This is a genomic window from Streptomyces sp. NPDC037100, assembly GCF_055606225.1.
On sequence record NZ_JBVJSX010000002.1, the window covers coordinates 591659 to 612430 of the forward strand.

Annotated in this window: 19 protein-coding genes, 1 pseudogene and 1 riboswitch; of the genes and pseudogenes, 8 read left to right on the forward strand and 12 right to left on the reverse strand. The window is 72.2% G+C overall.

Annotated features, from left to right (window positions below; genetic code table 11):
- Nucleotides 1-14: 14 nt before the first annotated feature.
- From ACZ7EG_RS07845 to ACZ7EG_RS07855, 3 genes are all read right to left on the reverse strand, one after another.
- Entirely contained in the window at nucleotides 15-1568 is a 1554-nt protein-coding gene (locus ACZ7EG_RS07845; RefSeq protein ID WP_471073835.1) for an ABC transporter substrate-binding protein, read from the reverse strand.
- 176 nt (nucleotides 1569-1744) lie between these two features.
- Nucleotides 1745-3214, reverse strand: coding sequence for a metallophosphoesterase (locus tag ACZ7EG_RS07850; protein ID WP_471073838.1), 1470 nt, complete (start codon nucleotides 3212-3214; stop codon nucleotides 1745-1747).
- 22 nt (nucleotides 3215-3236) lie between these two features.
- Entirely contained in the window at nucleotides 3237-3476 is a 240-nt protein-coding gene (locus tag ACZ7EG_RS07855) for an SCO4848 family membrane protein (RefSeq protein WP_003992504.1), read from the reverse strand.
- Between the two features lie 91 nt (nucleotides 3477-3567).
- On the opposite strand from ACZ7EG_RS07855, the gene ACZ7EG_RS07860 reads away from it, so the two are divergent.
- Nucleotides 3568-4872 (forward strand): D-alanyl-D-alanine carboxypeptidase family protein, encoded by a 1305-nt coding sequence (locus ACZ7EG_RS07860; RefSeq protein ID WP_471073841.1) that lies wholly within the window; start codon nucleotides 3568-3570, stop codon nucleotides 4870-4872.
- Here ACZ7EG_RS07860 and ACZ7EG_RS07865 read toward each other — a convergent pair.
- Genes ACZ7EG_RS07865 through ACZ7EG_RS07880 form a run of 4 tightly spaced genes read right to left on the reverse strand, consistent with a single transcriptional unit; the run spans nucleotide 4820 to nucleotide 7632 of the window.
- Nucleotides 4820-5737: a YihY/virulence factor BrkB family protein gene (locus tag ACZ7EG_RS07865; protein ID WP_471073844.1), complete on the reverse strand. Its 918-nt coding sequence runs from the start codon at nucleotides 5735-5737 to the stop codon at nucleotides 4820-4822. The two genes, ACZ7EG_RS07860 and ACZ7EG_RS07865, sit on opposite strands and share 53 nt — an antisense overlap.
- Nucleotides 5725-6180 carry a GtrA family protein gene (locus tag ACZ7EG_RS07870; RefSeq protein WP_471074862.1) on the reverse strand — a complete coding sequence of 152 codons (456 nt, stop codon included), beginning with the start codon at nucleotides 6178-6180 and terminating at the stop codon, nucleotides 5725-5727. The genes ACZ7EG_RS07865 and ACZ7EG_RS07870 overlap by 13 nt, the downstream gene beginning before the upstream one ends.
- A complete protein-coding gene (locus tag ACZ7EG_RS07875) occupies nucleotides 6174-7118 on the reverse strand; it encodes a decaprenyl-phosphate phosphoribosyltransferase (RefSeq protein ID WP_471073847.1) in 945 nt (314 codons plus the stop codon). Before ACZ7EG_RS07875 ends, ACZ7EG_RS07870 begins: the two co-directional genes overlap by 7 nt.
- Nucleotides 7111-7632: a phosphatase PAP2 family protein gene (locus ACZ7EG_RS07880; protein WP_471073850.1), complete on the reverse strand. Its 522-nt coding sequence runs from the start codon at nucleotides 7630-7632 to the stop codon at nucleotides 7111-7113. The genes ACZ7EG_RS07875 and ACZ7EG_RS07880 overlap by 8 nt, the downstream gene beginning before the upstream one ends.
- 133 nt (nucleotides 7633-7765) lie before the next feature.
- On the opposite strand from ACZ7EG_RS07880, the gene ACZ7EG_RS07885 reads away from it, so the two are divergent.
- Nucleotides 7766-9148, forward strand: a complete 1383-nt coding sequence (locus ACZ7EG_RS07885) for an FAD-binding oxidoreductase (protein ID WP_471073853.1) — start codon at nucleotides 7766-7768, stop codon at nucleotides 9146-9148.
- 22 nt (nucleotides 9149-9170) lie between these two features.
- Nucleotides 9171-9926: a decaprenylphospho-beta-D-erythro-pentofuranosid-2-ulose 2-reductase gene (locus ACZ7EG_RS07890; protein WP_104777784.1), complete on the forward strand. Its 756-nt coding sequence runs from the start codon at nucleotides 9171-9173 to the stop codon at nucleotides 9924-9926.
- Nucleotides 9927-9938: 12 nt separating this feature from the next.
- Here ACZ7EG_RS07890 and ACZ7EG_RS07895 read toward each other — a convergent pair whose 3' ends face one another.
- Together ACZ7EG_RS07895 and trpS are read right to left on the reverse strand one after the other, a co-directional pair.
- Complete coding sequence (locus tag ACZ7EG_RS07895; protein WP_471073856.1) at nucleotides 9939-10517, reverse strand: 2'-5' RNA ligase family protein; 579 nt, start codon at nucleotides 10515-10517, stop codon at nucleotides 9939-9941.
- Between the two features lie 139 nt (nucleotides 10518-10656).
- Nucleotides 10657-11670 (reverse strand): tryptophan--tRNA ligase, encoded by a 1014-nt coding sequence (gene trpS / locus ACZ7EG_RS07900; protein ID WP_471073859.1) that lies wholly within the window; start codon nucleotides 11668-11670, stop codon nucleotides 10657-10659.
- A gap of 419 nt (nucleotides 11671-12089) precedes the next feature.
- On the opposite strand from trpS, the gene ACZ7EG_RS07905 reads away from it, so the two are divergent.
- Nucleotides 12090-12221, forward strand: a complete 132-nt coding sequence (locus ACZ7EG_RS07905; protein ID WP_471073862.1) for a hypothetical protein — start codon at nucleotides 12090-12092, stop codon at nucleotides 12219-12221.
- Between the two features lie 14 nt (nucleotides 12222-12235).
- On the opposite strand, the gene ACZ7EG_RS07910 is transcribed toward ACZ7EG_RS07905, so the two are convergent.
- The 3 genes from ACZ7EG_RS07910 to ACZ7EG_RS07920 all read right to left on the reverse strand — a co-directional run bounded on the left by ACZ7EG_RS07910 (nucleotide 12236) and on the right by ACZ7EG_RS07920 (nucleotide 15478).
- Complete coding sequence (locus ACZ7EG_RS07910) at nucleotides 12236-13684, reverse strand: glycine hydroxymethyltransferase (protein WP_471073865.1); 1449 nt, start codon at nucleotides 13682-13684, stop codon at nucleotides 12236-12238.
- Between the two features lie 33 nt (nucleotides 13685-13717).
- A riboswitch (ZMP/ZTP riboswitch) is annotated at nucleotides 13718-13803 on the reverse strand.
- Nucleotides 13804-13926: 123 nt separating this feature from the next.
- The gene (locus ACZ7EG_RS07915; RefSeq protein WP_471073868.1) at nucleotides 13927-15108 is read right to left on the reverse strand and encodes a glutathionylspermidine synthase family protein; all 1182 of its coding nucleotides are present in this window, start codon (nucleotides 15106-15108) and stop codon (nucleotides 13927-13929) included.
- Nucleotides 15109-15124: 16 nt separating this feature from the next.
- Nucleotides 15125-15478 (reverse strand): hypothetical protein, encoded by a 354-nt coding sequence (locus tag ACZ7EG_RS07920; RefSeq protein WP_471073871.1) that lies wholly within the window; start codon nucleotides 15476-15478, stop codon nucleotides 15125-15127.
- 110 nt (nucleotides 15479-15588) lie between these two features.
- Between ACZ7EG_RS07920 and ACZ7EG_RS07925 the strand changes: the two genes are divergently transcribed.
- The 4 genes and pseudogenes from ACZ7EG_RS07925 to ACZ7EG_RS07940 all read left to right on the forward strand — a co-directional run bounded on the left by ACZ7EG_RS07925 (nucleotide 15589) and on the right by ACZ7EG_RS07940 (nucleotide 20567).
- Complete coding sequence (locus tag ACZ7EG_RS07925) at nucleotides 15589-16032, forward strand: hypothetical protein (RefSeq protein WP_471074920.1); 444 nt, start codon at nucleotides 15589-15591, stop codon at nucleotides 16030-16032.
- 32 nt (nucleotides 16033-16064) lie between these two features.
- Nucleotides 16065-16641 (forward strand): annotated as a pseudogene (locus ACZ7EG_RS07930) (antibiotic biosynthesis monooxygenase); the annotation flags it as partial.
- Between the two features lie 39 nt (nucleotides 16642-16680).
- The gene (pabB, locus tag ACZ7EG_RS07935; protein ID WP_471074865.1) at nucleotides 16681-19047 is read left to right on the forward strand and encodes an aminodeoxychorismate synthase component I; all 2367 of its coding nucleotides are present in this window, start codon (nucleotides 16681-16683) and stop codon (nucleotides 19045-19047) included.
- Nucleotides 19044-20567 (forward strand): AMP-binding protein, encoded by a 1524-nt coding sequence (locus ACZ7EG_RS07940; protein WP_471073874.1) that lies wholly within the window; start codon nucleotides 19044-19046, stop codon nucleotides 20565-20567. Before pabB ends, ACZ7EG_RS07940 begins: the two co-directional genes overlap by 4 nt.
- Nucleotides 20568-20772: the final 205 nt, after the last annotated feature.

Genomic DNA, 20772 nt, shown 5'->3' on the forward strand with positions numbered 1-20772 from the left:
AGCGAGGCGGGCCGTCAGAGCAAGGTGAGGCTCCACAGGCGGAACACGCCCGTGCCGTCCGAGAGGTACTGGCCGCCGCCGACGTCCTCGGTGGTGACGACGTACTCCTTGGCCTGCCACAGCGGCAGCACCGGGACGTCCTCGGCGACGGTCTCCTGCACCGAGCGGAAGTCCAACTCGGCATCGGTCCGCTCGGCGAAGCGCCGGCTGTCCTTGATGAGCCGGTCGACGGTCTTGCTGCTGTAGCCGGTGTTCATGGCGCTGCCGGTGCCGACGAGCGCGGCGCCGAAGGTGTCCGGGTCGGGGAAGTCGGCGACCCAGCCGACGGCGTACGCGTCGAGCTCGCCGGTCGCCCACTGCTTCTGGAAGGCGGTCCACTCGTAGCCCTTGAGGGTGACCTGGAACAGGCCGCTCGCCTCCAGCTCCTTCTTGATCTCGGCCGCCTCCTGCTCACCGGCGCCGCGCCCTGTGGCGTAGCCGTAGGTGAAGTGCACCGGCAGGCTCACGCCGGCCTTCGTGAGGAGCTGCCGGGCCTTGTCGGGGTCGGGCTTCGGGTAGTCGTCGAAGAACGAGGCGGTGTGCCCGGTCAGACCTGCCGGGATCAGGGAGTACAGCGGGTCGACGGTGCCGTCGTAGACGGTGGCGGCCAGCTCCTCGCGGTCGATCAGCCAGGCCATGGCCTGCCGGACCTTCGGGTCGTGCAGCGGTTTGCCGGCGCGGGTGTTGACGTACAGGTTCCGGGTCTTTGAGCCGTCCGCCTCGTAGACGTGCTGGGCGGGGTCGCTCGGGTTGAGTCCGGCGAGGACGCCGGGCGGCAGCTGGTCGGTGGCGACGTCGACCTGCTTGTCCTTCCAGGCGGCGTCCAGGGCCTGCGGGGTCGCGTAGTAGCGCAGCTCGACGGGCCGGCCGGCGCCGCTGACGGCACCCCGGTAGTGCGGGTTGGGCGCGAGGACCGCGTCGTGGTCCTTCGTGTACGAGGTGAGGGTGTACGGGCCCGTCCCGTCTGCACCGGCGTCGCCGCGGAGCTTGCCGGCCGGGTACGCGGTGTGGTCGACGATCGAGCCGGCACCGGTGGCCACCTTGAAGGGGAACGTCGCGTCCGGCGAGGTCAGGTGGAAGGTGACGGTCATGCCCTCGGCGTCCACGGAGCCGAGCGTGCCGAGCAGGGACGCCGGGCCGACGGGGGCCTTGATCCTCAGGATCCGGTCGAAGGAGTACTTCACGTCCTCGGCGTTCATCGCCCGGCCGCCGGGGAAGGTGAGGCCCTCGCGCAACGCGCAGCGGTACGTGGTGAGGTCGCCGCGGACGAACGCGCAGGTCTTCGCCGCGTCCGGTACGGGGGCGGTGCCGCCCGGCGCGAAGGTCAGCAGCGACTGGAAGACGTTGCTGAACAGCGCCCAGGAGCCCGCGTCGTAGGCACCGGCCGGGTCGAGCGAGGTGACACCGTCCGTCGTGCCGACTGTGATGGTCCTCCCGTCGTCCTTCGACGGCAGGAACTGCCAGGCGCCCACACCCGCGGCGGCCAGGACCAGCAGCGCCGCGAGTATCCGTATGCGAACCGATCGCATCGGCTTTGCCCTCCCCGGGCCCGCTTGGGCCCTTGTGCGAATGCCACACCCCTTCGTGGCGGGCTCACCCAATCACAGGAGTTCGCGCGGAGGGGAAGGGAGATCGTATGAGTTGGGAAAGAACTTACCGATGGGCCTTTCGGTCCGGTTTCACAGGGTTCTCACAGGGGGTGCGCTCAGGCCTGCTTCGACGCCAGCTCGATCAGGGTGATGTCCGACGGTGCGCCCACGCGGGTGGGCGGGCCCCAGGCGCCGGCGCCGCGTGAGACGTAGAGCTGGGTGTCGCCGTAACGGTCCAGGCCCGCGAGGGTGGGGTTGGCGCCGGAGGCGATGAGGTTGCCGGGCCAGAGCTGGCCGCCGTGGGTGTGGCCGGAGAGCTGGAGGTCGACGCCGTGCTCGACGGCGTCGTGGATCTGGACGGGCTGGTGGGCGAGCAGGACACACGCACGGGCGGTGTCCCGGTCGCCGAGCGCCTTCGCGAAGTCGGGGCCCTGGCCCTCGTCCTCGCCCGCGACGTCGTTGACTCCGGCGAGGTCGAAGTACGGCATCTCCCTGCGGGCGTTCTCCAGGGGGTCGATGCCCAGGCGGCGCACCTCCTCGACCCACTGCTCGGCGCCGGAGAAGTACTCGTGGTTGCCGGTCACGAAGTAGGAGCCGTGACGGGCCCTGAGCTGGGCGAGCGGGGCCGCCGCGGGACCGAGGTCCTTCACGCTGCCGTCGACCAGGTCGCCGACGACCGCGATCAGGTCGGGCTGGGTCGCGTTGATCGTGTCGACGACCTTCTGCGCGAAGCCGCGTCCCAGGACCGGGCCGAGGTGCACGTCACTGACCACGGCGATCCGGTACCCGTGCGCGGCGCGCGGCAGCTTGGCCAGGGGCACGGTGACCCGCTTGACCTTCGGCCCGCGCAGCACACCGTACGTCCCGTACCCCACGGTCCCGACGGCAGCGGCCGCGGCGGCCCCGGCGACGACCCGGGAGACGAAGAGACGGCGGGAGGGGCCGGCGGGGGCTGGGGCGGGGGCCGCCGTGGTGAGCCGCCGGGGAACGCCGTCGGTGCCGGGTGCGCCCTCGGTGCCGGGTGCGCCGTCGGTGCCGGGTACGCCCTGGGTGACGGGTGCGCCGTCGGTGCCGAGTTCGCCGTCGGTGCTGGTTGCGCCCTCGGTACCGGGTGCCGGGTCGGTCCGCGGGTGAGGGGGCGTCTGAGGGGCGCCGTGGTCGCGCCGGGACGCGGCTGCGGAGGCCGTCACGGGTTCGGGTGCGGGCGTCGTGGCGGTGAGTGCGCCGGTGCCGCTCCCCTGCGGGCCGCGGTCCGTCCGTCTCGCCCGGTGTTCGAGGAAGCGGCGCAGGAGCGGGCGGACGACTTCACCGGCCACCACTGCCAGCAGCAGGTACATCGACAGGGCCAGCCACAGGAAGCCCGGCCAGGCCAGCACCTGCTGGAGCCAGAAGGGGGCGCCGGAGCGTTCGGCGACCAGGGCGGTGATCGCGAGGACCCAGCCGCCCGCGATGAGGACCGCGCCCGCCCGGCGGACGACACCCGGGCCACTTGTCGTGTCGCGGAACAGGCGGCGCCACACGTACCAGTTGGCCGTCACGACGACGGCCAGGACCAGCACTGCGACGGCTACGAAAACGATGACCACGGTGTCGTGTCTCCCGATCGCCCTATGACGTCCGGCGCAGTGCGCGCAGACCACGCAACCCGATGGCCCCGATGACCGTCCCCAATACGAAGGAAACGACGGCGAGCAGCAGGTGCACCCAGAAGTAGGCCGTGGGACGACCGTCGTCGAAGGCGAGCCCGCTGCCGTCCTTGACCAGGTTCTTGACGAAAGTGATCCAGATGACCCAGCTCCACACCCCGAAGGCGAGCAGGAACCAGGAGACGGGGCGGCTGAGCTTCATGCACCCAGTATCGCCAGGCCGTGTCCGGTTCCGTTCGCGGGGTGGGGCCGCGGGCGGGACTTCCCCCGGCACGGCATGTACGTTTCCGACCGTGTCCGCTCCGAAGAAGACCACCGGGCGATCCCTGTTGGTCACCTCCGCCGTCCTGTCGTCCCTCGCCCTGGCCGCACCCGCCGCCGTCGCCGCCCCGAAGCCCTCGGACAGCCCGTCGGCGAGCGCGAGCCCCTCGGCCACTCCCCCGGCGTCGATGTCGGGCGTGGGCGGCGCCCGGCTCGGGAAGCCGGGCACGCAGGTGAACCTGGCGAGCGGCGTGCCGGTGCTGCCGAAGGACCTGAGCGCCCGCTCCTGGATCGTCGCGGACGCCGAGTCCGGTGACGTGCTGGCCGCGCACAACGCGCACTGGCGCCTCGCCCCGGCGAGCACGCTGAAGATGCTGTTCGCGGACACGCTGCTGCCGAAGTTCCCGAGGGACACCGAGCACAAGGTCGTGCCCGCGGACCTGGCCGGCATCGGCTCGGGCTCCAGCATGGTCGGGATAAAGGAGGACGAGACGTACACGGTCCACGACCTGTGGCTGGGCGTCTTCCTTCAGTCCGGCAACGACGCCGTGCACGTGCTGTCCGCGATGAACAAGGGCGTCGAGAACACCGTCCAGGAGATGAACGAGCACGCCGAGGAGCTCCAGGCCCTCGACACGCACGTCGTCAGCCCGGACGGCTACGACGCGCAGGGGCAGGTCTCCTCGGCCTACGACCTGACGCTGATCGCCCGCTCCGGAATGCAGAAGAAGGACTTCCGCGAGTACGCCTCGACGGTCACCGCGAAGTTCCCCGGCGAGACGAAGAAGGGCAAGAAGGGCAAGCCGGTTCGCAAGTCCTTCGAGATCCGGAACACCAACCGGCTGCTGTCCGGCGACTCGGACGTGCCCGTCTACCAGGGCATCGCGGGCGTGAAGAACGGCAACACCACCAACGCGGGTGCCACCTTCACCGGCGTCGCCGAGCGCGGCGGCAAGGTGCTGCTGGTGACGGTGATGAACCCGGAGAAGCCCGAGCACAACGAGGTCTACAAGGAGACGGCCCGGCTGTTCGACTGGGGCTTCAAGGCGGCCGGGAAGGTGCAGCCGGTGGGCGAGCTGGTGCCGCCCAAGGGCGCCGAGCAGGCCAAGCCCGGTGCGAACCCCTCCGGTGAGGCGGGCGGTTCCGGGGACGGCGGCGGCGTGGCCGGGACCGGTTCGAAGCCGGTGGCCAGCGCCCCGGCCGCGGACGGCTCCAGCGGCATCGGGACCGCGCTCGGCATCACGGGTGGGGTGCTGGTGCTGCTCGCGGGCGGCGCGTTCCTGATCAACCGCCGCTGGCCGCTGCCGGATCTGGTGCGCCGCCGGACCCGCCCGTGATCTCGGGGACCTCGTCCTCCTTGCTCTGCGTCGCCGTCCAGGAGGCGCAGAACAGCACCAGCTTCGAGGTGAAGTTGATCCACAGCAGCAGCGCGACGGGCACCCCGAAGGCGCCGTACATGCTCTTCGCGGCCACGCCCTGCAGATAGCCGCTGAGCAGCAGTTTCAGCAGTTCGAAGCCGATCGCGCCGGTCAGCGCCGCCACGAACAGGCGGTGGCGGGTCGGCTCGACGCCGGGCAGCAGCGTCAGGACGTAGAGCAGGAGCAGGAAGTTCGCCAGCACGGCGATCAGGAACGCGGCGGCGTGCAGCAGGACCCCGCTCCAGCCGCCCTCGTCGATGCCGAGTTCCCGGGTGATCCAGCCGATCATCGCGGAGGCGACGGCGGAGGCGGCGATGGTGACGAGGAGCGCGCCGCCGAGGCCCAGCAGGACCCCCGCGTCCTTGGCGTAGCGCAGGGCGGGGTTCTCCTCGTCGTCGTCGAGGTCCCACACCGCCCGCAGGCATTCGCGCATCGAGCCGGCCCAGCTGACGCCCGTGATGAACAGCAGCGCGCCCGCGATGAGGCCGATCGTTCCGGCGTTGTCCACGAGGCCGGCGATATCCAGTTGGTCGGAGATGCCGGGGACCTGCTCGGCGAGCTTGTCCTGCAGCTTCGCCTCCTGCCCCGTGCTGAGCGTGGCGGCGGCGATGGTGGCGGACACCGTCAGCAGCGGGAACAGTGCCACGAAACTCGTGAAGGTCATCGCCGCGGCCAGCCGCGTCCACTTCACGCGGTCCAGCCGCTCGTACGACCGCCATGCGTGCGTGATCATCAGCCGTTCCGCCCACGGCCCGATCAGCGGTAGCTTTTTCAGCCAGTCCATGATCCGACTCTGCCCTCCGCCCGGAACACCCATGTACGGGTACCCCAGAACCGCAGGACCGTGGCCAGTGTCATACCGACGACCGCGCCGGAGACGGTGTCCGCGCGTTGCGAGGTGAGGCCGAGGCCGTAGTGGCTGACGGCCAGGCAGAGCAGTTGTACGGCGGCTCCTGCCAGGTTCACCGCGAAGAACACGGCGTAGGCCCGCAGACCCGGTGCGCGCGCGGCCCGGTAGGTGCCGAGGGCGTTGCCCGCGTAGGCGACCGTGCAGGCGGCCAGGAACGACAGGGACTTGGCGGTGATCGGGTCGAGTCCGGCGGGGCCGCGCAGGGCGGTGAACAGGGCGAGGTCGACGGCGTAGGCGAGGAGACCGACGGTGGCGAAGCCGAGCAGTTCCCGACGGTCCGGGAGCGTGGGGCTCCGCCGCGTGCGCCTGGTCACCAGTTCGCCACGGCCAGGCCGTACATCGCCACCCAGGCGATGCCGATGAGTGCGAGGGCGCGGTCGCCCAGGACGACGTCCTCGGGTTCGCCGGCCGTGCCGCGGTCGGCGAAGACGGCGTACCTGAGGATCGCCAGGATGAAGGCGACCATGGACAGTTGGCGCCACGGCAGCACGCTGGTGTGCGGGACGCCGCCCTCCTCCATGGCCCACAGGCAGTAGCCGAGGACGGCGACGCCGGCCGCGAGCTGCCAGACGAAGCGGAGGTAGCCGGTGGTGTACTCGGTGAGCAACGCGCGGGTGGCGCCCGAGTTTCCGGCCATCTGGACGGCTTCCGAGTAGCGCTTGGCCGACACCATGAACAGTGCGCCGAAACCGGTCGTGATCAGGAACCAGCGCGACAGCGGGATGCCGAGGGCGAGTCCGCCGACCATGGCCCGCATCAGGAAGCCGGTGGTCACGACGGCGAGGTCGACGACCAGGACGTGCTTGAGGCTGATGCAGTAGGCCAGTTGCATGGCGAGGTAGGCGGTCAGCAGGGTGGCGACGGCGGGGCCGCACCACCAGGCCGCGGCGGCGGGCGCGAGGGCGCCGAGGCAGCCGCCGACGGCGTAGGCGACGGGTACCGGGACCTGCCCGGCGGCGACCGGGCGGTGCCGTTTGGTGGGGTGGGCGCGGTCGGCGTCGGCGTCGCGGGCGTCGTTGACGAGGTAGACGGCGGCGGCGCAGGCGGTGAAGAGGCAGAAGACGAGGGCCAGTTGCAGCAGCGCGTGCCGGGAGAAGAGCTCGCCGGCGGCGGCCGGGGCGGCGACCACGAGGACGTTCTTGACCCACTGCTTGGGGCGCGCGGTCCTGAGGAGACCGGCCAGGAGAGCACCCTTGCGGGGTGGTGCGGGCCGCTCCTCGTGGGTGCGCTGCCGCAGGACGGCCGTCTCAGCCATGGTGGGCGCCTTCCCGCATCCAGCGGGCGCCGAGCCGGGCCGTGAGGGCGCCGATGGCCGCGCCGGCGGCGATGTCCGTGGGGAAGTGGACTCCGGCGACCAGGCGTGAGACGCACACCAGGCCGGCGAGCGGCGGGACCGCGTGGGCGCCCAGGGCGCCGAAGGCGACGGCTGCGGCCGCCGCGGAGGCGGCGTGCGAGCTGGGGAAGGAGTGCCGGCCGGCGGTACGCACCAGGGGCACGACATGCGCGGGGCGCGGCCTGCGCACGACCCGTTTCACACCCATGCTGACCAGGTGCGCCCCCGCGGTCAGTGCGGTGCCGCGCAGCCAGACGCCGCGTCGCCCGCCGTCGACGGCGGCTCCGGCGAGCCCCGCCGCCAGCCACAGCGCCGCGTGCTCCCCCGCCCAGGACAGGGCACGAGCGGCGCCTGCCACGCGCGGGTCGGTGCCGCACTCCCTGAGCGCCGAAACGATCCGGTGATCCATGTCGTGCAGGTCGTCGAGGTCGTCCATGTGCACTCACTGTTCACGCCCTTCAGGCCTGAACTCCGGCAATATTGAGCGACATCCCATTAATCACCCATTTCGGGGAGGGATGCCATGTTCGCGAACTATTCACTCACAGTAGGGCGATACGGTCACGGACATGTCTGCCGACACCGATTCCGACCCGGACGTCATGGGCCTGGACCGCACCACCGTCACGGGCTGGGGCCGCACCGCCCCCACCGCCGCCCGGCTGATCCGCCCACGGACGTACGAGGAGGCCGCGGCGGCCGTCCGGGGCTGCGGGGCGCGCGGCGGGATCCCCCGGGGCCTGGGACGGGCGTACGGGGACGCGGCGCAGAACGCGGGCGGGTCCGTGCTCGACATGACGGCTCTGGACCGGGTGCACGCGATCGACGCCGACGGCGGCACCGTGCTGTGCGACGCGGGTGTCTCCCTGCACCGGCTGATGGAGGTGCTGTTGCCGCTCGGCTGGTTCGTGCCGGTCACCCCCGGCACCCGCTACGTCACCGTCGGCGGGGCGATCGGCGCCGACATCCACGGCAAGAACCACCACGTCTCGGGCTCCTTCGCGCGGCACGTGCTCGCTCTCGAACTGCTCACCGCCGACGGCGAGATCCGCACGGTGATCCCCGGCACGCCGCTGTTCGACGCGACGGCCGGCGGCATGGGCCTGACCGGTGTGATCCTCACCGCGACGATCCGGCTCCAGCCCGTCGAGACGTCGCTGATGGCGGTCGACACCGAGCGGGCGACGGACCTGGACGACCTGCTGGCCCGGCTGGCGGCCACCGACCACCGCTACCGCTACTCGGTCGCCTGGATCGACCTGCTGGCCCGGGGCGCCGCCACCGGCCGCGCGGTTCTCACCCGCGGCGACCACGCCCCGCTGGACGCGCTCCCCGCACGCCTGCGCCGGGACCCGCTCGCCTTCCGCACCCCCCGCCTCCCGGCCACCCCCGCGATCCTCCCCGAGGGCCTGCTCAGCCGCACGACCGTGGGCGTCTTCAACGAGCTCTGGTATCGCAAGGCCCCCCGCTCGCGGACCGGCCGACTCCAGCGGATCTCCGGCTTCTTCCACCCCCTGGACGGCGTTCCCCACTGGAACCGCGTCTACGGCCGCGGCGGCTTCGTGCAGTACCAGTTCGTAGTCGGCCACGGCCGGGAGGACGCCGTGCGCCGCATCGTGCGCCGGATCTCCGAACGCCGCTGCCCGTCCTTCCTGGCCGTCCTCAAGCGCTTCGGGGAGTCCGACCCGGGCTGGCTGTCCTTCCCCGTGCCGGGCTGGACGCTGGCGCTGGACATCCCGGCGGGCCTGCCCGGCCTCGGCGCGTTCCTCGACGAGTTGGACGAGGAGGTCGCCGCCGCGGGCGGTCGCGTCTACCTCGCCAAGGACGCCCGGCTGCGCCCGGAGCTGCTCGCGGCGATGTACCCGCGTCTCGGCGACTTCCGCGAGCTGCGCGCCCAACTCGACCCGCGCGGGGTGTTCGTGTCCGACCTGGCCCGCCGCCTCAGTCTGTGAGCAACCTCTAGGAGCTGCTGTCATGAAGGACGCCTTCGGCCTCCCCCAGTCCCTGCTCGTCCTCGGCGGCACGTCGGAGATCGCGCTGGCCACCGCCCGCCGCCTGATCGCCCGCCGCACCCGCACGGTCTGGCTGGCGGGCCGCCCGTCCCCCGCCCTGGAGGAGGCCGCCGGGCAGCTGCGCGGGCTCGGGGCCGACGTGCACACGGTCGCCTTCGACGCCCTCGATCCGGCCTCCCACGAGGCCGTGCTCGGCAAGGTCTTCGCCGAGGGCGACGTCGACATGGTGCTGCTCGCCTTCGGGCTGCTCGGTGACCAGGCCCGCGACGAGCGGGAGCCCGAGGCGGCGGTGCGGGTCGCGCAGACCAACTACACCGGCGCGGTCTCGGCGGGTCTGGTGTGCGCCCGCTCGCTCCAGTCCCAGGGGCACGGCTCGCTGGTCGTGATGTCCTCCGTCGCGGGCGAGCGGGCCCGCCGCGCGAACTTCATCTACGGCTCCAGCAAGGCCGGCCTCGACGCCTTCGCGCAGGGTCTGGGCGACGCGCTGCACGGCACCGGCGTGCACGTCATGGTCGTACGCCCCGGCTTCGTGCGGACGCGGATGACCGCCGGGCTGCCCGAGGCACCGCTGGCGACCACGCCCGAGGCGGTCGCGACGGCCGTGGAGCTGGGGCTGCGGCGCCGCTCGGAGACGGTGTGGGTGCCGGGGACGCTGCGGGTGGTGATGGCGGCGCTGCGGCACCTGCCGCGCGGGGTGTTCCGGCGGCTGCCGGTCTGACCCGCGGGCGGCTCAGCGGGTGGGGACCGAGCCGCGCTCCACCCGCCCGGCCTGCGGGGGGACCACCGAGCCGCCGAAGGGGAAGTCGCGGAGTTTGCGCCAGACGGCGTCGGCGCCCTGCTCGTAGAGGGCGAAGCCGGTGCAGGGCCACTCGGCGTCGTAGCCGGAGAGTTCCTCGAAGGCGCGGTCCATGGCCGCCTCGTCGATGCCGTGCGCCACGGTGACGTGCGGGTGGTACGGGAACTGCAGTTCGCGTGCGGTCGGCCCGGCGGGATCGCGGACCTGCTGCTGGAGCAGCGTGCAGGCCTCGGCGCCCTCGGCGACCCGGACGAACACCACCGGCGACAGCGGGCGGAAGGTGCCGGTGCCGGACAGCCGCATGGGGAACGCGCGGCCGGCCGCGGCGACCTCGGCCAGATGCGCCTCGACGGCCGGCAGGGCGCTCTCGTCGACCTCCGTCGGCGGCAGCAGGGTGATATGCGTGGGGATGCCGTGAGCAGAGGCGTCGCCGAAGCCCGCGCGCAGCTGCTGGAGCTCGCTGCCGTGAGGCTCCGGGACCGCGATCGAGACACCGATCGTTACGGTCCCCACGTCGTCTCCTGTCGTGTCAGTGTGGCCGCTGATACGACCACCCGGTTATCGACTGTACGGCCACGACCGGGTTACGGGCAGGCGCAACCGGAGTGATGTACAGCGCTGTTCGGCGGTACGGCTGTGCGCGGGAGCCGGTTCAGTGCTTGGCGGGCAGGAAGCCGACCTTGTCGTAGGCCTGGGCCAGGGTCTCCGCGGCGACCGCGCGGGCCTTCTCGGCGCCCTTGGCCAGGACCGAGTCGAGCGTCTCGGGGTCGTCCAGGTACTGCTGGGTGCGCTCCCGGAACGGCGTGACGAAGTCGACCATGACCTCGGCGAGGTCCGTCTTGAGCGCGCCGTACATCTTGCCGGTGTACTTCTCCTCCAGCTCGCCGATGCTCTCGCCGGTGAGGGTCGAGTAGATCGTGAGCAGGTTGCTGACGCCCGGCTTATTCTCGGCGTCGTAGCGGATCACCGTCTCGGTGTCGGTGACGGCGCTCTTGACCTTCTTGGCCGTGGCCTTCGGCTCGTCGAGGAGGTTGATGAGGCCCTTCGGCGTGGACGCCGACTTGCTCATCTTGATCGACGGGTCCTGGAGGTCGTAGATCTTCGCCGTCTCCTTGAGGATGTACGGCTTCGGCAGGGTGAAGGTCTCGCCGAAACGGCCGTTGAAGCGCGTGGCGAGGTCGCGGGTGAGCTCGATGTGCTGGCGCTGGTCCTCGCCGACCGGGACCTCGTGGGCCTGGTAGAGCAGGATGTCCGCGACCTGCAGGATCGGGTACGTGAACAGGCCGACCGAGGCGCGCTCTGCGCCCTGCTTGGCGGACTTGTCCTTGAACTGGGTCATCCGGCCGGCCTCACCGAAGCCGGTGAGGCAGTTCATGATCCAGGCGAGCTGCGCGTGCTCGGGGACGTGGCTCTGCACGAAGAGCGTGCAGCGGTCCGGGTCGAGCCCCGCCGCGAGGAGCTGGGCCGCGGCCAGGCGCGTGTTCGCGCGCAGGTCCTTCGGGTCCTGCGGGATGGTGATCGCGTGCAGGTCGACGACCATGTAGAACGCGTCGTGAGTCTCCTGCAGGGCCACCCACTGGCGGACGGCACCGAGGTAGTTGCCGAGGTGGAACGAGCCGGCGGTGGGCTGGATCCCGGAGAGCACGCGAGGTCGGTCAGAGGCCATGCTCACCATTCTCTCAGGTCCCGGGGGCCGGTCCGGAACCGGCCGGAAACAGACGGGATCCCGTTCGGCCCCGGTTCTGGGCGGGTGTGGGGCGGTGACGTCCGCCGTGGCCCTCCCGGTGCGGCCGCGGGACGTGCCGGACGTGGCGATGGTCGTCGCGCCCGGTACGGCCGCGGACGTGCCGGACGTCGTGATGGTCGTCGCGCCCGGTACGGCCGCGGACGTGCCGGACGTCGTGATGGTCGTCGCGCCCGGTACGGCCGCGGACGTGCCGGACGTGGCGATGGTCGTCGCGGGCGGCACGGGGCGGACGACGGCGGTCCGCTCGGGACAGCCGGCCTTCGCTGGAGGGCGGGCCCGTCGGAAGTACGGCCGCCGCCGACCTGCCCGGGCCGATTCCCGGTGCTGTCCGCTGGGCGGTGACGGCAGGGGCGCTGGGGCTCGCGGCCGGTGCCGGCGGCACGCTGCTGATACGCCGCGCGGCGGCCCGGCGGGAAGCCGGACCGCCGCGGGAGGAGCCGCGTCAGGTGTTGATCGACCTGGACGACTGACGAGCCGCGGGGCGTCAGCCCAGGTCGATCTCCGGGTACAGCGGGAAACCGGCCACGAGGTCGGTGGCACGGCGGGAGATCTCGTCGGCGATCTTCGCGTCGAGGACATGGGACGCCTTGGAGGGCGCGCCCGACTTGGTCGTCCCCGGCTCCGTGGTGGTGAGGACGCGGTCGATGAGGCCGGCGACCTCGTCCATCTCGGCGGTGCCCAGGCCGCGGGTGGTCAGGGCGGGGGTGCCGATGCGGATGCCGGAGGTGTACCAGGCGCCGTTCGGGTCGGCGGGGATGGCGTTGCGGTTGGTGACGATGCCCGACTCCAGCAGGGCGGCCTCGGCCTGGCGGCCGGTGAGGCCGTAGGAGGAGGCGACGTCGATCAGGTTCAGGTGGTTGTCCGTGCCGCCGGTCACCAGGGTCGCGCCGCGCCGCATCAGGCCTTCGGCGAGGGCACGGGAGTTGTCGACGATGCGCTGGGCGTAGTCGCGGAAGGACTCCTGGCGGGCCTCCGCGAGGGCCACGGCCTTGGCGGCCATGACGTGCGGGAGCGGGCCGCCGAGGACCATCGGGCAGCCGCGGTCGACCTGGTCCTTGAGGGAGTCGTCGCACAGGACCATGCCGCCGCGGGGGCCGCGCAGCGACTTGTGGGTCGTCGTCGTCACGATCTGGGCGTGCGGGACCGGGTCGAAGTCGCCGGTGAGGACCTTGCCCGCGACCAGGCCGGCGAAGTGCGCCATGTCGACCATGAGCGTCGCGCCGACCTCGTCGGCGATCTCCCGCATGATCCGGAAGTTCACCAGACGGGGGTAGGCGGAGTAGCCGGCGACGATGATCAGCGGCTTGAACTCGCGGGCGGAGGTGCGCAGCGCCTCGTAGTCGATGAGGCCCGTGGCCGGGTCGGTGCCGTAGGAGCGCTGGTCGAACATCTTGCCGGAGATGTTCGGGCGGAAGCCGTGGGTGAGGTGGCCGCCGGCGTCCAGGGACATGCCGAGCATGCGCTGGTTGCCGAAGGCGCGGCGCAGCTCGGCCCAGTCGGCCTCCGAGAGGTCGTTGACCTGGCGGACACCGGCCTTCTCCAGGGCGGGGACCTCGACGCGCTGGGCGAGGACCGACCAGAAGGCGACGAGGTTGGCGTCGATGCCGGAGTGCGGCTGGACGTAGGCGTGGCGGGCGCCGAAGAGTTCCTTGGCGTGCTCGGCGGCGAGGGTCTCGACGGTGTCGACGTTGCGGCAGCCGGCGTAGAAGCGGCGGCCGATGGTGCCCTCGGCGTACTTGTCGCTGAACCAGTTGCCCATCGCGAGGAGGGTGGCCGGCGAGGCGTAGTTCTCGGAGGCGATCAGCTTGAGCATCTCGCGCTGGTCGGCGACCTCCTGGCCGATGGCGTCCGCTACGCGGGGTTCGACGGCGCGGATGACGTCGAGGGCGGCGCGGTAGGCGGTGGAAGCGGTGGAGAGGGGCTCGGCTGACATGTGTGGACCTCCGGACGTTGCGTTCAGCGTTCACGGTACGGCCCAGGCGCACGGCACTCTCTGCTCGGGCCGCTCCCCGATGGTTCGTCCATCCCAGCGCGCCAGTCACGGCCCACGGTCAGCGTACCGGGTGGGGTGGGCGGGGAGCGTCTGCCGGGTTGTTCCTCGGTGCCGGGTGCGGGTGTGTGGGGGCTTGTCGCGCGGTTCCCCGCGCCCCCGAGGGGCGAAGCGCTGCGCCCCGCTCAGAGGATCACGTGGGGCAGGAAACGGGCGTACTCGTCGGTGATCAGGCCCGAGGACTCCCGGATGCCGAGGCCCGCCGATTCGTTCTCCACCACCCAGGCGCCCAGGACGACGCGGTTGCCGTCGAAGTCGGGCAGGGGGGCCAGCTGCTGGTAGCAGCAGGGCTCGTCGCGGAGGGTGGGGGTGGATCCGGGCTCGTGGATCGTGACGCCCGCGCCCTCGCGGCCCAGGAGGGGCTTGGCGGCCCAGCCCTTCGCGGGCAGGTCACGGGGGCCGTCCAGGTAGGCGGGGAGGAGGTTCGGATGGTCCGGATACAGCTCCCAGAGGATCGCCAGGAGCGCCTTGTTGCTGAGGAGCATCTTCCAGGCCGGTTCTATCCACAGGGTGGAGCCCGTGCCGCCGCCGTTGTCGAGGGTGTCCAGGACGTGGTCCGCGAAGCGGTCGGTGGTGAGCCACTCCCAGGGGTAGAGCTTGAAGATGCTGCGGATGAAGCGGAGGCGGTTGTCGACGAAGCGGCCGGAGAGGCGGTCCCAGCCGATCTCCTCCATGGCGATCCAGTCGGTGGCCATGCCCGCCTGCTCGGCCGTCTCCTTGAGGTAGGCGACCGTCATCATGTCCTCGCCGAGTTCGTCGGCGGAGGAGTACGCGAAGTACAGGGGGCTGCCGGGCGGGAGGAGGGCGGCCTGCTTCTTCCACGCGTCGATGAGGCGTTCGTGCAGGGAGTTCCACTGGTCGGCGCCGGGGAAGCGGTCCTCCATCCAGAACCACTGGGGTGACGCGGCCTCGACCAGCGAGGTGGGGGTGTCGGCGTTGTACTCCAGGAGCTTGGCCGGGCCGGTGCCGTCGTAGCGCAGGTCGAAGCGGCCGTAGACCGAGGGGAGTTCGGCTCGGCGCTGCCAGGCCTCGGCGACCGAGCGGGCCACGCGGGGGTCGGTGATGCCGAGGTCGGCGAAGCGGTCCTCGGTGACGATGTGGTCGGCCGCCGCCAGGCACATGCGGTGGAGGTCCTCGACGACCTCTTCGAGCGCCTCGATCTCCGCCAGCGAGAAGACGTAGTACGCGCTCTCGTCCCAGTAGGGGCGCAGGGAGTCGTCGGGGTAGCGGGTCAGGGGGTAGATCAGGCCCTGTTCCTCGACGGTCTGCTGCCAGCCGGGGCGGGGTTCGACGGTTCTGCGTTCCATCTGCCGTGTCCGCCCGTCAGCCGCCGCCGCTGCCGGAGCCCGAGCAGCCGAAGCCGCCCCGGTCGACGGCCTCGCTGCGGCTGAAGGTGCCGTGGTCGGCGTAGCCGCCGCTGACGTCGGCGTCGTAGTACCAGTCGGCGTCGGTGCTCTTGGTCTTGCCGGTCTTCTTGCGGCCCTTGCCCGAGGAGGACGTGCCGGACGAGCAGTTCTTGTCGGCGACGATCTTGAAGCCGTTGATGTAGTCGTAGCTGTCCCGGTCCACGCAGCGGCGGTCCGGGTCGGAGCCGCAGGCGGACAGAGCCGCCGCGAGGACGCCCATGCCGCCCAGCACCACCGTGCTCGAGCGCAGCCGTCGCCGTGTTTCAGCCATGTGCGTGTCTCCCCGTGTCTCCCCGTGCACTGACAGACGGTCAGCCTAGAGATCGGTGAGGACGGACGCGCATCGCCCCCCGTTCGCGCACGCTCCCCTACCGTCGATTTGTGACCTTTGGAATGGTGTGCGCCCTTGGTGCGGCCGTCTGCTTCGGTACGGCGACGGTGTTGCAGGCCATCGCCGCACGGTCGGCGGCGACCGGGCCGGGCGGGGACGTGGCGCTGCTGTGGCGGGCGCTGCGGCAGTGGCGGTACCTGGCCGGCCTCGCGCTGGACGGGCTCGGCTTCGCGCCGCGGGCGGCCGGGCGGCTGCCGGAGCGGGGGCGGGCCCTGACCCTCGAGCTGGGGGCGGGGCCGGGGCGGCCGGCGATCCTCGGTTTCGCGGTGGCGGTGGCGGGGGCGCCGGCGTTGTCGCGGTTCGGGGAGGCGCCGGTGGAGGCGGCGGAGAGCGCCGTCGTACCGCGGTGCGGGACGGCACTTTCCGGCTGCCGAAAGTCCGAACCTTCGGGGGTGATCTTGCGAACGGCCGGAAAATTGTTTGTTTCATCTTGAACGCAGGGTGAGCGCTTTCCGTAAAGGACGGCGTGACCAGTAATCCCGTCACGGTCACCGTGGCCTATCGCGTGTCGCCGGGCCGTGCGGCCGACTTCCACTCCAGGGGGTGGGCCATGCTGGGCGCGACCGCGCGGCAGCCGGGATTTCTGGGGGGTGGGTACTTGTCGACGGAGGGGCGGAGTGGCATGTCGTCCATCGCTTCGCCAGCGAGGGTTCGGCCCTGGCCTGGGAGAAATCAGACTCTCGGGACCGGTGGGACGCCCGGCTGGAGGGGTCGCCCGGCAGGCGGAGCGCCGGAGGGTGCCGGGCGCCCGGGCCTGGTTCGACGCCCATACGCTGACACCCGCGCCACCCGCGCCACCCGCGCCGCCGTCGAAATGGAAACTGTGGTTCGTGAATATGAGCGCGGTTTTCCCGCCGGTGCTCCTGTTCAATCTGACGGTTCTCCCCTATCTCGGTGACCTCAATGCACTGTTTCGCACGCTGTTGCTGTGTCTGTGTGTGACGGCCCTTGTCACCTGGATTCTCATGTTTCGGCTCCAGCGTTTCTTCAGGAAATGGCTGTACCCGTCGCTCCAGGCACTGCGAGGCCGGCACAAACGCCGGGCCACATGGGCCCGCGAACGAACAGAGGGAGGTGGGCGGGTGAAGACCCTGCTCATCGACAATGACGACTCGTACACGTACAACCTGTTCCAGCTGATCGCCGAGGTCAACGGCGAGGAGCCGGTGGTGGTCCGGAACGACGCGCCCGTCGAGGGGCTCCCCGACCTCCGGGCGTTCGACAACCTCGTGGTGTCCCCCGGCCCCGGGCACCCGGGCGAGGCGCGTGACTTCGGCATCGGGGGCAGGCTGCTCGCGACCTCCCCGGTCCCGGTGCTCGGGGTGTGTCTGGGGCACCAGGGCATCGCGCTCGGCGAGGCCGGTCTGGTGGGGCCCGCTCCGGAGCCGCGGCACGGGCATCTGTCCACGGTCCGGCACGACGGACGGGACCTGTTCCACGGGCTGCCGCAGCACTTCACCGCCGTCCGCTACCACTCCCTGGCCGTGCGCGAGCCGCTGCCGGAGACGCTGGAGGCCACCGCCTGGGCGGAGGACGGCGTCCTGATGGGGCTCCGGCACCGCAGCCGGCCGCTGTGGGGGGTGCAGTTCCATCCGGAGTCGGTCCTCACGGAGTACGGGCACCGCATGCTCGTGAACTTCCGGAACCTCACCGCCCAGCGGGCCGGCAAGCTGCGCACCAAGAACACGGCCGTGCCGTCGCACGAGGGGGTCCGGCGCCGGCCCGGCGTCCCGGAGTGCGACAGGGGGGTGTGGCGGGCTGGAACGGCCCCCTCGGACACCGGGCGCCCCCGCAAGCCCGCGACGGCGGCCGTCTTCCAGGTCGCCGCGGTCTCCCAGGCGGCCGTCGTCCCCCTCGGCGCGGCGAAACCGTCGGGCGCGTCCGTCGGTGGCGGTGGGTCCGCCGCCGTGCATGCGCCCTCCGTCGACTTCCCCAGGCCCCGTCGTCCCGAGAGGGTCGGGTATCGGCTGCATACCCGGCGGATCGGCGGTGCCGTCGATGCGGAGGCGGTCTTCGGGCGGATGTTCGCGGGGTCGCCGCGGTCCTTCTGGCTGGACAGTTCGCTGGTCGAGCCGGGGCGGTCGCGGTTCTCGTTCCTCGGGGACGACCAGGGGCCGCTCGCCGAGTTCGTGCGGTACGACGTCGCCGCCGGGCAGTGCGAGATCGAGCGGGCGGGCCGGCCGGTGCGGCGGGTCAGGGCAAGTGTCTTCGACTACCTCAAACGGCAGTTGTCCACCCGCCGGGTGGACGCGACCGGGCTGCCGTTCGACTTCACCGGCGGCTACGTCGGCTACTTCGGCTACGAGGTGAAGGCCGACTGCGGGTCGTCCAACCGGCACCGCTCCCCCGCCCCGGACGCCGCCTGGCTGTTCGCCGACCGGGTGATCGCGGTGGACCACGAGGAGGGCTTCACCTACGTGGTGTGCCTGGCGGAGGACACCCCACAGGCCGCACGGGAGGCCGCCGACTGGCTGGACGGTGTGCTGGCCGGCCTCTCCTGCGTGGCGACGGAGCGGCCGCCGCTGCCCGGGCCGCCGGCCCCTGCCGACCCCGGCGCCGCCGAGCCGTGGCTGGTGCGCGACCGGGCGACGTACCTCGCGGACGTCGAGGCGTGCCGACAGGCGTTGCGGGCGGGCACCAGCTACGAGATCTGCCTGACGAACGCCGCCCGGCTGCCCGCCCCGCCCGACGCGCTGGAGTTCTACCGGACGCTGCGCCGCGACGACCCGGCCCCGTACGCGGCGTTCCTGAGGTTCGGGGAGCTGGAGGTGGCCGGTTCCTCGCCCGAGCGGTTCCTGCGGATCGGCCGGGACGGCACCGCCGAGGCCCGGCCCATCAAGGGCACCGCGCCCCGGGGCGACGGGCCGGAGGAGGACGCCCGGCTGCGCGACGCGCTCGCGGCGGACGCCAAGACCCGGGCCGAGAACCTGATGATCGTCGACCTGCTGCGCAACGACCTGGGGCGGGTCTGCCGGACCGGGACCGTACGGGTCTCCCGGCTGATGGCCACGGAGACGTACGCCACCGTGCACCAGCTGGTGTCGACCGTGGAGGGCAGACTGCGGCCCGGTACGGACGCGGTGGACTGTGTACGGGCCTGCTTCCCGGGCGGGTCGACGACCGGCGCGCCGAAGCTGCGCACGCTGGAGATCATCGACACGCTGGAGACCGAGGCCCGCGGCGTCTACTCCGGCGCCCTGGGCTACTTCGGGTGCGGCGGCGGAGCGGACCTCGGCATCGTGATCCGCACCGCCGTCTTCGCCGCGGGCCAGGTGCATCTGGGGGCGGGCGGCGCGATCGTGCTCGGCTCCGATCCGCAGGCCGAGTACGAGGAGATGCTGCTGAAGACGGCGGCCCCCATGCGGGCCCTGCGCCGGCACACGGCGGACCCGACGCACCGACGGCCCCCGGGGCAGAAGGCCGGTGCGGCCGGGGAGGCCCGGCGATGACCAGTCCGCAGGCCACGTTGAGCCCGGCCGGGACCCGGGCGCCCGGTAATCTCGCGGCCCACCTGGCGGAACTCGCCGAGCGGCGCGGATGGACCGGGCGGACCGCCTTCCACCAGGGGCACCGCGCCTGGACCCACGGTGAGGTGCACGACCTCGCCGCCCGCGCCGCCACGGTGCTGGCCGGCCACGGAGTGCGCCCCGGCGACCGTGTGCTGATCGCGCTGCCGGACTCCCTCGCCTGGGTGACGGCCTTCCTCGCCACCGCCCGACTCGGGGCCGTCGCGGTCCTGGTCGACCCCGAACTCCCCGCCGCCGACCACGCGTTCCTGGCCGAGGACGCCGACGCCGGGCTGTGTGTGACAGGGCCGGGCATGGAGGAGCGGTTCCCCGGCCGGGCGGGGCTCGGTGCCGACCAGCTCATGACCCTCGCCCCCGCCGCCGAGCCCGCCCCGGCCCGTCAGGTCGACGCGCACACCCCGCTCTACGTGCAGTACACCTCCGGCACCACGGGCCGCCCCAAGGGCGTCGTCCACACGCACGCCGATCCACGGACGTACCACGACCTGGTCGGGCGGCGGGTACTGCGGATCACCGCCGAGGACGTCACCCTGTCGGTGTCGAAGCTGTTCTTCGCCTACGGCTTCGGCAACGCGTTCGTCTTCCCGCTGTTCTCCGGCTCGTCCGCCGTCCTGGTGGACCGGCGGCCTTCTCCGGCCGTCATCGACGAACTCGTCGCCCGGCACCGGGTGACGCTGCTGTACTCCGTGCCGTCCGCGTACGCCGCGCTGGTCGCCGAGCGGGGTCACGGGCACGAGGGCTGCTTCGACTCGGTGCGGGCGGCGGTGTCGGCCGGTGAGGGGCTGCCGGAGGGGCTGGCCCGGCAGGTGACCGCGCTGCTGGGCGCTCCGGTGCTGGAGCAGATCGGCTCCACCGAGGCCGGTCACGCGTTCTGCGCCAACGGCTTCGCCCACCACCACCCGGGCACCGTGGGGCTTCCCGTCCCCGGCTTCGAGGTGGAACTGCGCGACCGCGACGGACATCCGGTGCCGGACGGCGACGAGGGTGAGATGTGGGTGCGCGGGCCGACGGTGACGCCCGGCTATCTGGACCGGCCCGAGGAGACCGCCCGGACCCTGGTGGGCGGCTGGCTGGCGACACGGGACCTGGCGTGCCGCGAACCGGACGGCACCTACCGGCATCTGGGCCGCGTCGACGACATGGAGACGGTCGGCGGCATCACCGTCTCCCCGCTGGAGGTGGAGGCCGTGCTGCGCGGCCATCCGGCGGTGCGGGAAGTGGCGGTCGCGGCCGTTCCCGACGGGCGCGGCGCGAGCCGGCTGCGGGCCTTCGTGGTCCCCGCAGCGCCCGTGCACGGCGCTCTGGCCGACGAGTTGACCGGCCTGGCGCGCGAGAGCCTCGCCGCGTTCAAGGTCCCCCGCAGCGTCAGCTTCGTCCCGTCGCTGCCCCGCACCCCGACCGGCAAGCTCCGCCGCCATCTGGTCCGCAAGGGTGCCTGGTGAACACCACGGAGGGGAACGACCCCATGGGGTGACCGCATCCTTCGGGCGGCGTTCCGGAAGGGAATCGGCGCGATTATCCAGCTCCGCCGCCATCTGGTCCGCAAAGGCGCCTGGTGAACACCACGGAGGGGAACGACCCCATGGGGTGACCGCATCCTTCGGGCGGCGTTCCGGAAGGGAATCGGCGCGATTATCCAGCTCCGCC